12 protein-coding genes are annotated in these 15102 nt (G+C 72.9%); all 12 read left to right on the top strand.

Going from position 1 to position 15102, the window contains the following annotated elements; translation table 11 throughout:
* Nucleotide 1 precedes the first annotated feature (1 nt).
* On the top strand, nucleotides 2–403 hold the full coding sequence (locus ACZ7OY_RS44055; protein ID WP_472251124.1) for a hypothetical protein: 402 nt from the start codon (nucleotides 2–4) through the stop codon (nucleotides 401–403).
* Nucleotides 400–537 carry a DUF6760 family protein gene (locus tag ACZ7OY_RS44050; RefSeq protein WP_472251123.1) on the top strand — a complete coding sequence of 46 codons (138 nt, stop codon included), beginning with the start codon at nucleotides 400–402 and terminating at the stop codon, nucleotides 535–537. Before ACZ7OY_RS44055 ends, ACZ7OY_RS44050 begins: the two co-directional genes overlap by 4 nt.
* A 948-nt stretch (nucleotides 538–1485) precedes the next feature.
* A complete protein-coding gene (locus tag ACZ7OY_RS44045; RefSeq protein ID WP_472251122.1) occupies nucleotides 1486–2244 on the top strand; it encodes a CIS tube protein in 759 nt (252 codons plus the stop codon).
* Complete coding sequence (locus ACZ7OY_RS44040) at nucleotides 2241–3470, top strand: phage late control D family protein (RefSeq protein WP_472251121.1); 1230 nt, start codon at nucleotides 2241–2243, stop codon at nucleotides 3468–3470. The genes ACZ7OY_RS44045 and ACZ7OY_RS44040 overlap by 4 nt, the downstream gene beginning before the upstream one ends.
* Nucleotides 3471–3497: 27 nt before the next feature.
* Nucleotides 3498–4151 (top strand): phage baseplate assembly protein V, encoded by a 654-nt coding sequence (locus ACZ7OY_RS44035; protein WP_472251120.1) that lies wholly within the window; start codon nucleotides 3498–3500, stop codon nucleotides 4149–4151.
* 46 nt (nucleotides 4152–4197) lie between these two features.
* On the top strand, nucleotides 4198–4476 hold the full coding sequence (locus tag ACZ7OY_RS44030; protein ID WP_472251119.1) for a PAAR domain-containing protein: 279 nt from the start codon (nucleotides 4198–4200) through the stop codon (nucleotides 4474–4476).
* A gap of 1 nt (nucleotide 4477) precedes the next feature.
* On the top strand, nucleotides 4478–4930 hold the full coding sequence (locus ACZ7OY_RS44025) for a GPW/gp25 family protein (protein ID WP_472251134.1): 453 nt from the start codon (nucleotides 4478–4480) through the stop codon (nucleotides 4928–4930).
* On the top strand, nucleotides 4927–8169 hold the full coding sequence (locus ACZ7OY_RS44020) for a hypothetical protein (protein ID WP_472251118.1): 3243 nt from the start codon (nucleotides 4927–4929) through the stop codon (nucleotides 8167–8169). The genes ACZ7OY_RS44025 and ACZ7OY_RS44020 overlap by 4 nt, the downstream gene beginning before the upstream one ends.
* Nucleotide 8170: 1 nt before the next feature.
* Nucleotides 8171–10468, top strand: a complete 2298-nt coding sequence (locus ACZ7OY_RS44015) for a baseplate J/gp47 family protein (protein WP_472251117.1) — start codon at nucleotides 8171–8173, stop codon at nucleotides 10466–10468.
* Nucleotides 10465–12258, top strand: a complete 1794-nt coding sequence (locus tag ACZ7OY_RS44010; RefSeq protein ID WP_472251116.1) for a hypothetical protein — start codon at nucleotides 10465–10467, stop codon at nucleotides 12256–12258. The genes ACZ7OY_RS44015 and ACZ7OY_RS44010 overlap by 4 nt, the downstream gene beginning before the upstream one ends.
* A gap of 2 nt (nucleotides 12259–12260) precedes the next feature.
* A complete protein-coding gene (locus ACZ7OY_RS44005; protein WP_472251115.1) occupies nucleotides 12261–13859 on the top strand; it encodes a phage tail protein in 1599 nt (532 codons plus the stop codon).
* A 48-nt stretch (nucleotides 13860–13907) separates the two neighbouring features.
* On the top strand, nucleotides 13908–15011 hold the full coding sequence (locus ACZ7OY_RS44000; protein WP_472251114.1) for a hypothetical protein: 1104 nt from the start codon (nucleotides 13908–13910) through the stop codon (nucleotides 15009–15011).
* The last annotated feature ends 91 nt before the right edge of the window (nucleotides 15012–15102 follow it).

Below are 15102 nucleotides of genomic sequence, written 5' to 3'. Positions count from 1 at the left end.
CATGCTGAAGATCGAACACGAATTCACCCTGCCGGTCGGGCTGCTCGGCGAGGACGGCACCCTGCACCGGGACGGCACCATGCGGCTGGCCACGGCCGCGGACGAGATCCTGCCGCTGGCGGACGTCCGGGTGCAGCGCAACCCCGCGTACCTCTCGGTGGTCCTGCTGAGCCGGGTGGTGACCCGTCTCGGCGGCGTCGAGACGATCACCCCCAAGACCATCGAGGGGCTCTTCGCCGCGGACCTGGCTCATCTCCAGGCGCTCTACAACGAGGTCAACGCGGTCGACGAGGCCGTCGACACGGGGGCCTCGTGCACGCACTGCGGGGAGGAGGTCCGCACGGGCCAGGAACGCCTGGGGGGATCCGCGGCTATCCCGTCGAGCGCCTTCGGGACGAGATGAGTTTCCTCGCCTACTACCTCCACTGGTCCCACGCCGAGCTCATGGGACTGCACCACCGGGAGCGCCGCGAGTGGGTCCGGCAGGTGTCGGCGATCAACCAACGGATCAACGAACAGGAGCGGGAGGAAGCCTGAGGTGACGCGCCAACGCACCGGGCCGCCGACGCGGCCCGCACTGCGCGCCCTGCTGCGCCGGGCGCGCCGGCACGGCGAGTACGGCATCGGCCCGTACCGGAGGGCGGCAGGCAGCCGCGTTGCCCTTCGCTTGCCCGTGGTGCCGCTCGTGCACCGGAGCCGGCCTCGTCTTCGACGTACCGTCGGGGCAGTCATGGCCGTCACGGCCGTCGGGGCGGCGCATCCGTCCTGTCCCTGCGCACGGCCGGGATGCACGCGCCCGAGATGTGCCGGCCACTGTCCGCCCGGGCGCCACTCCTTCGCCACGGTGTCCTGCGTACGCCCGAGGCTCGTACGGCCCGCGGGCCCGGGCGAGCGGGCCGGGGGCTTTCCGGTGCTGCGTACGGCACCGGGTGCGGGGGGCGGCGTGCGGTCCGGGGCGAGTGCGGGCACGGTGACGTCCCGCCGGACCCGGCCGGCAACCGGCGCCGGTCCCGCCGACGCCCGTCCACGCGGCGCTCGTCCTCTCGGCGCGGTCGGCAGGGCGAGGCACATTCTGGCGGGTTCCGCCGCTCGCACTCCCTGGCGGGACCTCGTACCGCGCATCCGGCACGCCTCGCCGCTCGCCCCGGACCTGGACCCGGAACCGGAGCGGAGCGGTGCGGGCACGGCGGCCGCGGCCCGCACCCCGGCCGGGCCGGCGGGAACCCGGCCCGCTCCGGCCCGGATCCCACTGGTGTTCACCCGGCAGCGGGGCGCGGCGACCGACGCCGGCGGCCGGCCCCAGGCCGGTCCGCCGGTTCCCGGGAGCCCCGCGGCCGGCCCCCGCCCCGCTGCTCCGGCCGGCCACCGCCCCCACCGGGCCTCGCCCTCACTGACCGTGTCCGATGTCCCGCAGCTCGTCGAGAGAGTGGTCCGGGAGATCGACCGCCGGATGCAGGCCAGGCTCGAACGCCGGGGGAGGCCGTAGTGCGGCTCGACGACAGCGCGGGCCTGGGCCTGGGCCTGATCCCCGCCACGGCCCACCGGCTCACGGCCGGCCTGGAACGCGCCACCCTGACCAACCTGGTCGACGGCGAGCGCATCGAGGTGCTGTTCAACCCCGAGGAGTACACGGTCAACCGGGAGACGAACTTCGCGCAGCTGGCCGTGCCCGGGCTGAGCGCACCGGTCGTACAGTTCGTCCACGGCCAGGCGCAGACGCTGGAGATGGAGCTCTTCCTGGACTCCCTCACCGCGAACCGTCAGGCCGCCGCGGGCAGCGACGTACGCCTGCTGGTCCGCCGGCTCACCGGTCTGATGGACATCGATCCGACCCTGCACGCCCCGCCACCGGTGCTGTTCGCCTGGGGCAGCCTCACCTTCACCTGTGTGCTCAGCCGTGTCTCGCAACGGTTCGTGATGTTCCTGCCGAGCGGAGTGCCGGTCCGGGCCCGGCTGACCGTCACCTTCAGCGAGTACCGCAACACCGAGATGGAGGCAAGGGAACTCAAGCGGCAGACCAGCGACTACACGAAGGTGCATGTGACCGCCGAGGGCGACACGCTGCCTCTGATCGCCTGGCGGGAGTACGGATCTGCCGCCTGCTGGCGGCCCATCGCCCTGTGCAACGCCCTGGACGACCCGCAGCGGCTGACCCCCGGGGTGTCTCTGATGCTGCCACGGCTGCCCTATGTGGACCGGGCCACCGGTGAGGTGCACGACGTGCCGGCGGTGGAGTCCACGTGAACACCCCGCGCTACGCGCCCGAGATGCGGCTCACCTTCGGCGGGAGTCCCGCGCCGGCCTCCCTGCGCAGCTCGGTGTCGGAGGTCTCCTGCGTGACCGGGTTGGGCGCGGAGGCCGACCGGCTCGAGATCTCTCTGGTGAACGAGGGTCTGCGCTGGCTGGACCATCGGCTCTTCGCCCTCGACACCCCGGTCGCTCTGGCCCTGGGCTACGCCCCGCACGAGCCCGTGCCCCTCTTCGACGGACAGGTGGTCGGCACCGACGCGGACTTCCCCACCGACGGCATGCCCGCCTTCCGCGTCGTCGCCCAGGACCGCCGTACCCGGCTCGCCGACGTCTCGCCCGCCCGCTGGTTCGCCGCGCCGCTGCCCAAGGTCGGGGTGCTGCCCGTGCCCGACCTGCTGATCGCCCCGTACCTGGCGGTGGAACACGGCCTGGTCCCGGCGGTGGACCGGCTCGGCACGGTACTGGCCTCCGTCCTGGGAGCGGCCGACATCGCCGGCTCGATCGAGGACCCCAGCATGCGCCAGCGCGTGGTACGCCATCAGCACTCCACGACCACCCTGGAGTTCCTCCGGCGGATCGCCACCGAGAACGGCTGGGAACTGCTGATGGAACACGGCCTGGATCCACGCGGCTATGTGCTGCGGCTGATGTCCCCCGGGGCGTACCTCACTCCCGACGTCACCCTGCGGTACGGAGGTTCGCTGCGGGAGTTCGCGCCGCGGACCTCCTCGGTCGGTCAGGTGGCGAGGATCGTGGTCCGGGTGTGGCGCCCTGAGGTGCGACTGGAGTTGACGGTCGGCGTCGGCTACGACTGGGACCGGCAGAAGCTGTCCATCGACATCGCGCCCGGCTTCGGGCTGCCCGGGGGCTTCCAGGGCAAGGAACTGGTGCTGGTCGACGAACCGGTCACGCTCGCCTCCGCACCCCGGATGATCCTGGGCAAGCTGCTGCCGATGCTCAACCGCCGGACCACGGCGACGGGCTCGTGCGTCGGTGATCCGCGTATCCGGGCCGGCCGGGTCCTGCGGATCGAGGGGGTCGGCGAGACCTTCGGCGGGCTGTGGCGGGTGGTGTCCGCGCATCACACCCTGGACTCCGGCGGTTACCGCACTTCCTTCGACCTGCGCAAGGAGATCTGGTTCGACGGCATCCCGCGCCCCGCGCAGGGCGCGACCCGGATCCAGGGCGGCCTGCTCGCCCTTGCCTCACCCGACCGGTGACCCGCCCCCGTCCCCTGGAGGTTTCCCGTGTTCGAGACGTTCTTCGATGCGCTGGACGAGTCGGCGGCGTCCTCCGGTCCCCGGATGTCCGGCGTCGCGCCTGCCGTCGTGGTGGAGAATCTGGACCTGACCCACGCCGGCCGGGTCCAGGTGCGTTACGCATGGCTGCCGGGCGTGGAGCCCTGGGCCCGGGTGTGCGCGCCGGTGGCCGGGGACGGCTCCGGCATGTGGTGTCTCCCGCAGCCGGGTGACGAGGTACTAGTGGGCTTCCGCAACGGCGACGTCCGGGAGCCGTATGTGCTGGGCGGGCTGTGGAGCATGGCCTCGCCGCCTCCGGTGGACCTGCCGACCGATGCGCGATTCAAGCGCGTGCTGCGCTCCCCGCAGGGCCACGAGCTCTCCATGAACGACCTGCTGGGCGAGATCGTGGTCCGCCACCAGCACGGTCACTCCATCAAGCTGACCACGGACGGGATCACCGTCAGCGTGGCCGGCGGTGCGGCCTCGATCACCCTGGACGCCGCCGGCACCGTGACCCTGTCCGGCAAGCGGGCGGTGGAGACCCGCGGCCTCGACATCACCTTGAAGGCCGCCGACGCGGTGAACGTCACCGGAGCCAGGGCCACGGTCAAGGCCCAGGCGACCTGCACCGTCCAGGGCGCCATGGTGAAGATCAACTGACCGTCGCGCCGTCCGGCACCGATCCCGAGCAGACAGGAGCAACCGCGTGCCGCTCGCAGCCCGCGTCAACGAACCCACCGCCCATCCGGGAACCGTGTCCGGTCCCGGCGTGGCCAACGTGATGATCGGCGGCCGGCCGGCCGCCGTGCAGGGCGACATTCACTCCTGCGCGTTCCCGCCGCCGGCCGCCCACCCGCCGAGCCCCTTCCCGAAGGGGTCCGCGACCGTACTGATCGGCGGGCGCGGCGCCCTGCGCCAGGGCGACGCGGCCGGCTGCGGAGCGCCGGTCGTCGCGGGCTGCCCGACCGTATTGATCGGTGGCTGAGATGGACGCGTTCACGACGGGCGGCCTGCCGTCCGCCGCCGAAGGAACGGGTGACGACAGGTCCGTGCTCGGCCACGGCTGGGCCCTGCCGGTCGGCTTCGGACCCCTGGGCGAGGTCTCCGGTACCGGGGGGCCGGAAAAGGTTCGCCAGTCGATCCGGCTGATCCTGGGGACCCGCCGCGGGGAACGTGTCCTGCGGCCCGACTTCGGGGCGGGCCTGGAGGAACTTCAGTTCGAGCCGTTGTCCACGACGACCGCGGCGCTGGTCCGGCACCGGGTCGAGCAGGCACTGATCACCTGGGAACCGAGGATCGACGTCGAGGACGTGACGGTGACGCTGGCAGACCGGGCCACCGGCAGGCTCGATATCGAGGTCACCTACCGGATCCGTACCACCAACACCTTCTACAACCTGGTGTACCCCTTCTATCTGCGTGAGGAGGCCCGGCAGTGACCGCGTTCCCGCCACCGGCCGGACGCGCCGAGATCCTCGACCTGCTGCTGCGCCGTCGCACGGGCTGGGTGCCGGAGTGGCAGCCCGCCGCGGACGGGGTGTCGGCGGCCGTCTCACACGCGCAGGCCGCCCTGCTGGCCTCGTTGGCGGAGCGGCTGGCCGCGATGCCGGACCTGCAACTCGCCGCCCTGCTCGACCGGATCGGTGTGTCGCCGCTGCCACCACGCGCCGCCTCCGTACCGGTACTGCTGGAGCCGCTCCCGGGCGCGGTCCAAGGGCAGGTGGCCGCCGGCACGCGGCTCGGGGCGGCCGTGGCGGGAAGCACCGATCCGCTGCCCTTCGAGACGGACACCGACATCGGTCTGGTGTCGGCTCCGCTGGCCGAGGTGTGGAGCGTCCTGCCCGGGTCGGACAGCGCAGCCGACCACTCGGCCGACGCACTCGCACGGCGGCCGTTCACCCTCTTCACCGGGATGCACCGGACCCTGCGGGAGCTGTACCTGGGGCACGACACTCTGCTGGCCTTCGCCGGACCTTCCGCCGTCGATGTCCGGATCACCCTGTCCACCGCCTCCTCGGTACCGCTGCGGCTGGAGTGGAACTGGTGGGACGGCAGTTCCTGGCGTGCCTTCGCCCCTTGGGGCGAGGACCCTGGCCACTCCCGTGACGGCACGCACGGGTTGACCGGGTCAGGAACGGTCACGCTGGTCGTCCCGTCCGCCCGGGCCCGCCCCACCGAGGTGAGGGGCATCACCTCTCACTGGTTGCGTGCCCGGCTGACCACGGCCGTGGTGCCCGCGCCCGGGCTGGTGCTGCCCGAACTGGCGGGCATCACTCTCGCCGGCAGCACCCGGAGTGTGCCCGGCACCCTGCGGCCGGACCGGGCGCTCGCCGAGGGACTGCCCGTCGACCTCTCGAAGGCGTTCGCCCCCTTCGGCCCGGCACCCGAGCTGGGCAGCGTGTTCCACCTGGCCTGCGAGACCGTCTTCGCCAGACCGGGCGCCGTGGTCAGTCTCGGCCTCGAACGCGCGGTAACGGCCGCCGAGTCGGCCGACCTGTTCGCACCGCCCCCTGTCCTTGTACCCGGTGACGGCATCCCCCCGGAACGAGGCGCCGCGCCGTCGGACCGACTCGAGGTGCACTGGGAGTTCTTCGACGGATTGGACTGGCGCGGTCTGCCCGTCCAGGAGAAGCCCGACCCGCAGTCGCAGAACGCGCGGCCGCGTGACCTGATCGGCAAGGGCACCATCACCTTCAGCGTGCCCCAGGGGTGGACCCCGGTCGCCGTCGCCGGCGAGGAGCACCGCTGGCTGCGGGCCCGGCTGGTCGCCGGCGCCTACGCCAACCTGCGGATCCTCACCGTGCCCGACGGCGACGAGACCCAGCGGCTCGGAATCGTCGAACCCAGACCTCCCGTCCTGGAGCCCGTCGAGATCTCCTACCTGCACACCCCCGCTCCCGGACCGCCGCAGCACGTCCTGGTCCTCGACGACCACGCCTGGCGGGAAGGAACGGCCGACAGGCGAGGAACCGTCCCACCTCTCTTCCGGTCGCTGCCGGACGAGGCCCCGGCGATCTACCTCGGATTCGACGGCGACCTTCCCGCCGACCGGATCGGCCTGTACGTGCAGCTCGACGAGAGCGGGGCGCTCCCGGCGCCGGGACGGATGGTGTGGGAGGGGCACGACGGCACGGACTGGGTGCCCCTCGCCCACGAGGACGCGACGGCCGGCCTCGCCCGCTCGGGGATCGTGCACCTGCTGTGGCCGGGCACCCGCGGTCCGGCGGGAGCACCTCTCGTCGGAGCCCGGGGGCGCTCCGTCACCCTTCTGGGCGGCGGTGCCGCCACCCGCTACTCCCCCGGCGACCGGTTGATGCTCTCGGACCTGCGCGGCAGCGAGGCCGTGGTGGTGGACGCCGCCGAGGGCGAGACCGTGACCCTGCGCAGCCCGCTCTCCCGTGCCTACGCGGGCGGCGAACTGCGCCATGCACCGCTCGCCCGTTTCGGCACACCCCGGACCTGGCTGCGCGCCCGGCTTCCCGCGGATGCCGACCCCGCCCGGACCACGGTGCTCGTCCTGGCTCCCAACGCGGTCACCGCCCGCCAGTCCCTCACCGTGGCCGACGAGTTGCTCGGATCCGGTGACGGAACCGCCGGTCAGGTATTCCGCAGCCGGCACACACCCGTGCTCCAGGGCATGGTGCTGGAAGTACGGGAACGCGACGGCGTCCGGGCCGGTGTCGATCTCCCGCTGCTCCGAAAGGAACTGGGCCCCGGCGAGCAGGGGCGGCTGCGGACCGTGGCGGACCCTCGTACCGGGCGGGTCACGGAGGCGTGGGTGCGGTGGACGGAAGTGTCCAGCCTGAGCGGCGCCGGACCGACGGACCGTGTCTTCGCCTGCGATCACGCCTCGGGCCGCATCCTGTTCGGCGGGGAGGGGCATGGCATGCCCGCGCCCCCGGGCGACGGCAACGTGGTGCTGCGGACCTACCACACGGGCGGGGGCGTGGCGGGCAACGTCGCGGCGGAGGCGATCACACAGGTGGTGGGGGCGGCCGGAGTCTCCAGGGTCGGCAACCCCTGCCCTGCCGCCGGCGGCGCCGACGCCGAACCTTTCGCGGGAGTTCTCGCCCGGGGGCCCGCGGTCCTCAGACACCGTCGCCTGGGTGTGACGCGGAGGGATATCGAATCGCTCGTTACGGAAACCTGTCCGGGAGTGGCCTGGGCACGGGCGCTGGGGGCCGTCGACCGGCACGGCCGCGAACTCGCCGGGGCGGTCCGGCTCGTCGTGATCCCGCGCGACGGGTCGCGCCGGCCGACGCCCTCCGGCGAGCTGTGCCGACAGGTGCGCAGCGCGCTCATGGCCCGGATGCCCGCCACGGCGGTGGCCGGCCTGGTGGTCGAAGGTCCGCGCTACCGGCCGGTGGGAGTGAAGGTGCAGGTGCGTCCGGCGCACACGGCGGAACCCGGTGTGGTCCGCTCGGCGGTGCAGGACGCGCTCGACCGCTTCCTCGACCCGGTGGCGGGCGGCCCGGAGAGGCAGGGCTGGCCGTTCGGCCGGTCGGTGCACTCTTCCGACGTGGCCCGCGTGCTCGAAGACGTGGCCGGTGTAGACGTGGTCACCGGACTCGATCTCGACGTGGACGGCAGTCCGGCGGGCGACCGCGTCCCGATCCCGCCCGACACGGTGGTGTGCGCGGGGCCGTTGACCGTACAGCTCGCCGGAAGGGAGGTGTGAGATGCCGGTGCACCCGCCCGTGCTCGACACCCGGCGGTGGCCCGACCTGGTGGCCGAGGCCAGGGCACTGATTCCGCTGGTCGCTCCGCGCTGGACCGACCAGAACGTCTCCGACCCGGGCATCGCCCTGCTGGAGCTGCTGGCCTGGCAGGTGGACGCGGGAATGTACCGCTCGGGCCGCACCACCGACCGCCTCCTGCGCAAACTGCTCGCCCTGATTTGCTGTCCGCCCGAAGGACCGCGCCATGCCACAGCCGTCCTCGCCGTGACCGGAAACCCGGCGCAGCCGGTGGAACTACCCGCCGGCCTGGTGCTGTCCGCCGGACACGCGACGCCCGACGGGCGATCGACCCGGCCCTCCCCGAGGCTGACGACCTTGCACCCGATTCGTCCCACCGGCGCCGCTCTCATGGTGGCGGGCGTCGACGACGGAACCGCCGAGGACTCCGGGTACACCGCGGGGTGGACCGACCACACCTCGGCCCTCGCGGTGGGCGTCCCGTATCCCGCGCTCGGCCCGGATCCCGTGCCGGGCGCCGCGCTGGTGCTGGGGCTGGACCGGGAACTGCCCGCCGGGACCCGCCTGTCGCTGTACCTGGGCATCGACGGCGGTCGGTGCCGCGGCGACGCAACGTCCGACGGCCGAAACGACGACGGCCCCGAAACACCCCACCACGACGTCAAGACCGTGTGGGAGGCACGCCGCGCAGGAGTCTGGCAGCCCCTCGACGCGGCCGACGTCACCGACGGCACCCGCGCCCTGACCCGTGACGGGGGCGTCCAGCTGCACTTCGCGGACCCGCTGACGCCGGAGGTTCTGGGAGTCCTGTCCGAGCGGGCCTGGATCCGCTGCCGCCAGGACCATGGGCGGCATGACTCGGCACCGCTCCTGGCCGGGATCACCGTGGATGCCGTGCGAGCGGAACTGGCCGAAACCGCCGTCGGATCCTTCACCGTCGCCGCCGGCGTCGTCCCCTCCGGCGGTCCCATGCCCCCGCCGCCTGCCCTGGTCACGCTCGTGCTGTCCGTGGACGCGCGGGGACGGGTCGACGGGCTGCGCCTGATGGCGGCCGAGGAGGAAGGGCCCCAGGTCCGTGTCCTGCAATGGCAGCAGCCCGAAGCAGCCGCGGAGGGCCGTCTGGTGGTCGAGGCCATCGTGACGGGTGTGGGCGACGGGACTCCCGAGCAGCGCTTCGCCCTGCCCGTGCGGGGGTGGGTTCCGCAGGACCGCACCGAGGTATGGCTGTGCTCACCAGGGCTCGGCGCGCGCCGGGTGACGCTGGTGTCCGATCTCGACGCGTCGGGATGCTCCGACCGTCACGCGGTGCTCGACCAGAGCACCGGAGTGCTCTCCTTCGGCGACGGGCGTCATGGGGCGGTACCGGAGGCGGGCGAGACGGTGCTGGCGCTGTGCTCGGTCGGCGGCGGCAGCGGTACGGGCGTGCCGGCACCCGGCCTCGGGTGGGTTCTGGAGCCGGACCACCTCGGCAACCGGGCACGGCTCGGTCGACGTCCGGGACCGGGCGACCCGACAGCCACTCTGGCCACCGCGCCCGTCGGCGGTGCCGGGCCGGAGGACGTCGCAGCCGCGGCAGTCCGTGCCGAGCGGGAGGTCTGGGTGCATGAGCGGCTGTGCGAAGCCCTCGTCGCAGCCGACGCCTCCTCCCTGGACGAGCTCGACCGTGAACTGGTCCTGGGGCTGGGCGTTCCCGAACGGGCCGTGACGCTGGCCGACTTCGAGCGGTGCGCGCTCGCCACCCCGGGAACCTGGATCGCACGGGCACGGGCCTTCCCGGAGACGGACCCGCGAGTGCCGGGCCACCGGGCCTCGGGGTGCGTCACCGTGGTGATCGTTCCGGAGCTTCCGCAGGCGCGACCCGAACCCTCGGCGGGGCTGCTGGACGCCGTCCGTTCCGGGCTCGACGCACGCCGGACCGTCGGCACCCGGATCTTCGTCACCGGCCCGCGCTACGTTCCGGTCGCGGTGCGGGCGACGGCGGTCCTGCGACCCGGTGCCGACCGGGCGGCCACCACCCGGGCGGCCCTCGCCGCCCTGGACCGGTTCCTGCACCCCCTCACCGGCGGACCGAGGGCCGCCGGCTGGCCCTTCGGCCGTGACGTCCACCGCAGCGAAGTGCTGCAGGTGCTCGACGAGGTTCCCGGAGTGGACCACATCACCGCCCTCTCCCTCGGCACCCCGGACGGCGACCGCCGTCATTCCGGCGTTCCCGTACCGGCCGACGGTCTGGTGGTCCCGGGCACCCACACGTTCGACATCGCCGAGGAGGACCAGGCATGACGGCCGTGGAGCGCATCGTCTTCGAGCAGGGGCGACCATTGCGCTCCGCCGATCTGACCGACCTCTTCCGCTCGCTGGACCTGGGACTCGCCGACCACGTCCGGTCCGCCCACCGCAGCCGAGGTGTTCTGATCGGCCTGGAGATCATGCTGCGGACGACCCGGACGAGGACCCTCACCGTCGCGCCGGGCGTTGCCGTCACCGCCGACGGCGAGCTGCTGGTGCTGGCCGAGCCGTACACACTCGTACCGGGGGACACACTCGTCACCGTGGTGCTGCGCGCCGTCGGACCGGGTCCGCGTGCCCGGCCGTGGCTCCTGGGCCCCCACACACCGGCCGATCCCGGCACGGACGTCGTCCTGGGCCGTCTCGGGCCCGGCGCGACGAGCGTGGAGACCACCGGTCTACGGCCCGTCGCCCGGCGGCCGGGCACCACACAACTGCTGACCGGCCGGCTGTCCCTGGCCACGGCCCGGCTGTCCGGCACGCAGCTGTGCTGGTCGGCGACCGTGTCGCTGCCGAACGGGCTGACGGCCGCACCCAGGGTGTTCGCCTCCCTCGACGGGCCGCCGCCGGTTGTGGCGATCACCACCACCCTCGCGGTCTCGCAGGTCGACCGCGACAGTTTCACGGTGCTGATCCGCCACGGACGGCGGGCGAACGAAAACGCGAACCTGTCACCGGTGACCGCGGCATCCGTCGACGTCGTCTGGACAGCCGTCGTCGACGTGCCGCCGGTCGGGCCGCCCGACCCCGCTTCTCCCGTGACCGCAACCACCGCAACCCCGGCCTTTCCCGACGGTGGGAACTCGGTCTTTGCCGACGCAAGAACGGAGACCCTGGCCATGGCCGAGCCGACCGCCCCGCTGCCCTCGGTGTCCCGTCCGGCCTTCTTCGCACACCAGGTGCTGGCGGCCGCCGACCTCATGGAACTCGTCCACGCCGAACGGGCCCTGCGCGAGCTCCACCACCGGACGCTGCACGGCTGGGGCATCAGCCGCGGGATCGAGGTGACCGGCGACGTCGACAGCACCGCGGTGACGGTGACGTCCGGATACGCACTGGACGCCGTCGGCCGGGAGCTGCTGCTGACCCGGCCGGTTCGACTGGACGTGCCCGCGGTGACCAGCGGGCCGGACAGCGACAGCGAGGAGCTGTACCTGACCATGCGCTGGACGGAGGACGACGAGGCCGCCGTCCACACCCTCGAGGGTGCCGGGGCGTCCTCCGGCGCGGTCCGGCTGGACAACGACCCCACCCTGCGGTGGCTGCCCGAGAAGGAAGTCCGCGACGGATTCGACCTGGTACTGGCTGTCGTCCGCGTGCAGGACGGCAGTCTGACGGAGACGCCGGACGGGTCGAAGCGGAGACTGCTGCGGGTCTCCCCCCATGTGGCGGCCGGTGTCACCGCAGCCGGTGGCACCGAGTGGACGCTGGTCACGACGGCCGGTGGGTCGGTCACGGGTCTGCGGACGGAGGTCGACACCGGATCCGGCGGGTTCACCGGCTCCCCCACGTATCTGGTGCGTCTGGAGGGCCGACGCCTGGCGACCCTGCCGGATGGTGGTGACGCCGTCCTCGACGGCACCCCCTACGTCGAGAGCTCCGCCGGCGACGGCCTGGTCGTCGTCGTCCCCCTGCACTCGGGGGTGACCGCGTCCGATCCCGACCCCGCCACACCCGCCAAACCGGTGCAGCTCAACCCACCCTCGCTGCTCACCAACGACCTTCCGGCACTCGTGGGCAACACGCTCGGGTGGAGCGTGGCCTGGGTCGGAGTGGAGAGCTGACCGTGCCTCAGGAAACGCCCTACCGCTGGCTGAACCGGGAAGGCCGCTGGCCCGGCGCGTCGGTCACCGTGCTGCGCCAGGACGGCGACACCCAGTTGCTGCCCGTGGTCGGACTCCAGATCGGGGAACCGTGGGTGCCCTTCGAACTGCTGCCCGCCGGCGGCGCCATCGAAGTACGGGCGGAAGCCGACGGCGGCCTGACCGTGATCGACGACGCTCGACGGCGTGTAGTCCAGGTCGGCCAGGACGGCCGGGCGGCGGTGGCCGAGGGCGCACGGGTGCCCCCTGCGACCGCGGAGGACCCTGCTCTGCTCGCCGCGCGTACCCGGGTGGGTGGAGTGGCCGCCGCGCCGGCCCCCGACGAGTGGGGGTCCGGTTCCGTGGCCGTCACCGCTTCGGGCGAGGTGTTCCTGGTGCCCGAGGAGACGGCGGAACCCGCACAGCGGCTGGTCGCGGTGACTGCGGGCCTGGCCGGTGTCGCCCTCGACCACGACGGGCGGCTGTTGCTGGCCGGTCCGGCGGGGCTGTACCGGCCCCCCGCGCCGCTGCGGGCGTCCCGGGGCGTGATCGTGGTGCCCGCGCCGCATCCTCGTGGCCATGCCCGCTGGGACCGGGTCCAGGTCGAACTCGCCGAACCGGCGCCCCCTGGCGCGCACGTACGCGTCTGGACCCTCGCCTCCGGCACCCCTCACGGTCCTGGTGTCGCTGCTCCCGGCCCGCCCTCCCCCACGTCGCGCGACACCGTGGATCCGGACCACGCCCCACTCCTCACGGCCCCCGAGAGATGGCGGGCGGGCCCGCTGGACTGCCCCGACGTACGCGTGCTCGTGGCACCCGAGGAACAGGCGCCGGCCCTGTGGGTGGCGGTCGAACTGGTCGGGGACGGCCGTTCGACACCTCGGCTGAGCGATGTCCGGGTCATGCGTTCCGGGCGCGGACTGCTGGACCAACTGCCTGCCGTGTACACGGGCGACGACGACGGCAGCGGCCAGCTGGGCCGGCTGCTGGGACTGTTCGCCTCGGTGTACGAGGAGGTGACCCGGGACCTGGACCGGCTGCCCGAGCTGCTCGACCCGGCGGTGGCTCCGGACCACGCGGAGGCCCCTTGGCTGTCGCGCCTGGCCGCATGGGTGGACGCGGATCTGGACGGCGTCGGTCCGGTGGCGCCGTCGTCCCGGGTACGAGACCGGCGCGAGCGCGTGGCGCAGGCGGTCGCCGCCCACACTCGGCGGGGTACTCCGGCCGGACTCGTGGAGGCGGTCCGCCGCGAGGTGGGCGGAATCGAGGTGGAGATCCATGAGCCGCTGCTCGAAGCCGGGGTCTGGAAGCTGGGAGACGCCGGGAGTTCGCTTCTGGGATCCACCACCCGGCTCACCGCGCGACCGGGACCGCCCGTGCTCGACAGCACGGCCGTCCTCGACAGCTCCTGGCTGATCGACGCGCAGGACCTCGGGCTGCCGCTGTACGCGGAGTCCGCTCACCGGGTCCTGGTGCTGGTTCCGGCGGAGCACGCGCCCGCGCTCCCCGCGGTGCGCCAGGTCGTCGACCGCGAGCGGCCGGCCCATGTGGTCGCCGAGGTCCTGCTGAAACCGGCGGAGTAGCACCCGCCGCTGCGTCGCCACAGCGAGAACACTGGAGAGAGGAATCCCATGCCCACGCCTGTGGAGGAAGCCGAACGCCCGCTGTGGTTCACCGGACAGCTTGTCGGTCCGGAGGACCTGGAGCAGTGGAACACCTGGGCCCTTGCACGCAAACGCCGGCACAATCGGCTGCTGCACGGCTGGGGTCTGGTGTTCGGGGCGGATGTGACCTCGGCGCAGACGCCGCAGAACACTCCGATTCCCGGAACCGTGGACATCTCGCCCGGCTTCGTCCTGTCCCCGCAGGGCGACGAGATCGCGATCGACGGCCCGGTACGCGTGGACGTACGCACGCTCGGACCGGTCGGCCCGGCCGGCCCCCTGGACCAGGCACACCTGTTCTTCGTCGCCGTGCGGTACGACGAGACCAAGGGTGCCGCGGCCGGGCAGAACCGTACATCGGAAGGATTCGAACTGGGCCTGCTGGACACCCTGCCGGAGATCTACACGGCTCCGGATCCGGAACCCGTACCGGGCGGGCAACCCGCGCCTCCCGAGACCTCCGAGCCCTGGGTGGTGCTCGCCGGGGTCCGCGTACCGGCGGCCGGCGGCGTGGAACTGGACATGAGTGTCCGGCGCTTCGTCCCGCAGCTGCGGCCGGATGGGCCCGCGGGTCCGTCCCAGCCGGTCAGCCTCACCCTGACGCCCAATCTGACGTGGATGCACGACGACTTCGAACGCGCCTGGACGCATGAGGACGGTCGGGCGGCGACACGCGGGCCGGACGTCTTCTCCTCGCCTCCCGCCAGCGGCAACGCCACCAGTTCGGGGATCATGAGTGTGGCTCTTCCTCAGGACGGCCTGATCTCCGAATTCAAGGCGTCGGGCAACAAAGCCGTGGACCGTACCCTGACCATCACGCTCTCCCGCAGGCAGATCGCGCCCGGTGGCGCCGACGGCGCCACGGAACCGATCGCCGTCCTGCGGGTGCCCAAGGACTCCGGTGGGGCGTTCTTCGACATGACGACTGCGGCCAAGCAGGAGCGGGCCCGGGTCGACAACAGCCAGTTCCGCTATTACATCGTCGCCGAGGCGGTCAAGTTGACGGACACCAGCAAAGCCCTGGAGGGACAGGCCTTCATCAACGACTTCCGCATCGTCCACACACCGTGATCCGCGCGTCGGCCTCTCACAGTTCCACGGCGGTCACCGTGTCCGTGGAAGGATCGGTCACATACAACAGATCGCCGGCGGCGGACACACA

The sequence above is a fragment of the Streptomyces sp. NPDC107559 genome, assembly GCF_055657365.1.
The sequence above is the reverse complement of the archived record's forward strand: the minus strand, read 5'-3'. Positions and strand labels throughout refer to the sequence as shown.

Bases quoted from the DNA above. Each gene is read 5' to 3' on its own strand.
- ACZ7OY_RS44025 (WP_472251134.1), top strand. From the start codon at position 4,478: ATGGACGCGTTCACGACGGGCGGCCTGCCGTCCGCCGCCGAAGGAACG.
- ACZ7OY_RS44050 (WP_472251123.1), top strand. From the start codon at position 400: ATGAGTTTCCTCGCCTACTACCTCCACTGGTCCCACGCCGAGCTCATG.
- ACZ7OY_RS44015 (WP_472251117.1), top strand. From the start codon at position 8,171: ATGCCGGTGCACCCGCCCGTGCTCGACACCCGGCGGTGGCCCGACCTG.
- ACZ7OY_RS44055 (WP_472251124.1), top strand. From the start codon at position 2: ATGCTGAAGATCGAACACGAATTCACCCTGCCGGTCGGGCTGCTCGGC.
- ACZ7OY_RS44000 (WP_472251114.1), top strand. From the start codon at position 13,908: ATGCCCACGCCTGTGGAGGAAGCCGAACGCCCGCTGTGGTTCACCGGA.
- ACZ7OY_RS44010 (WP_472251116.1), top strand. From the start codon at position 10,465: ATGACGGCCGTGGAGCGCATCGTCTTCGAGCAGGGGCGACCATTGCGC.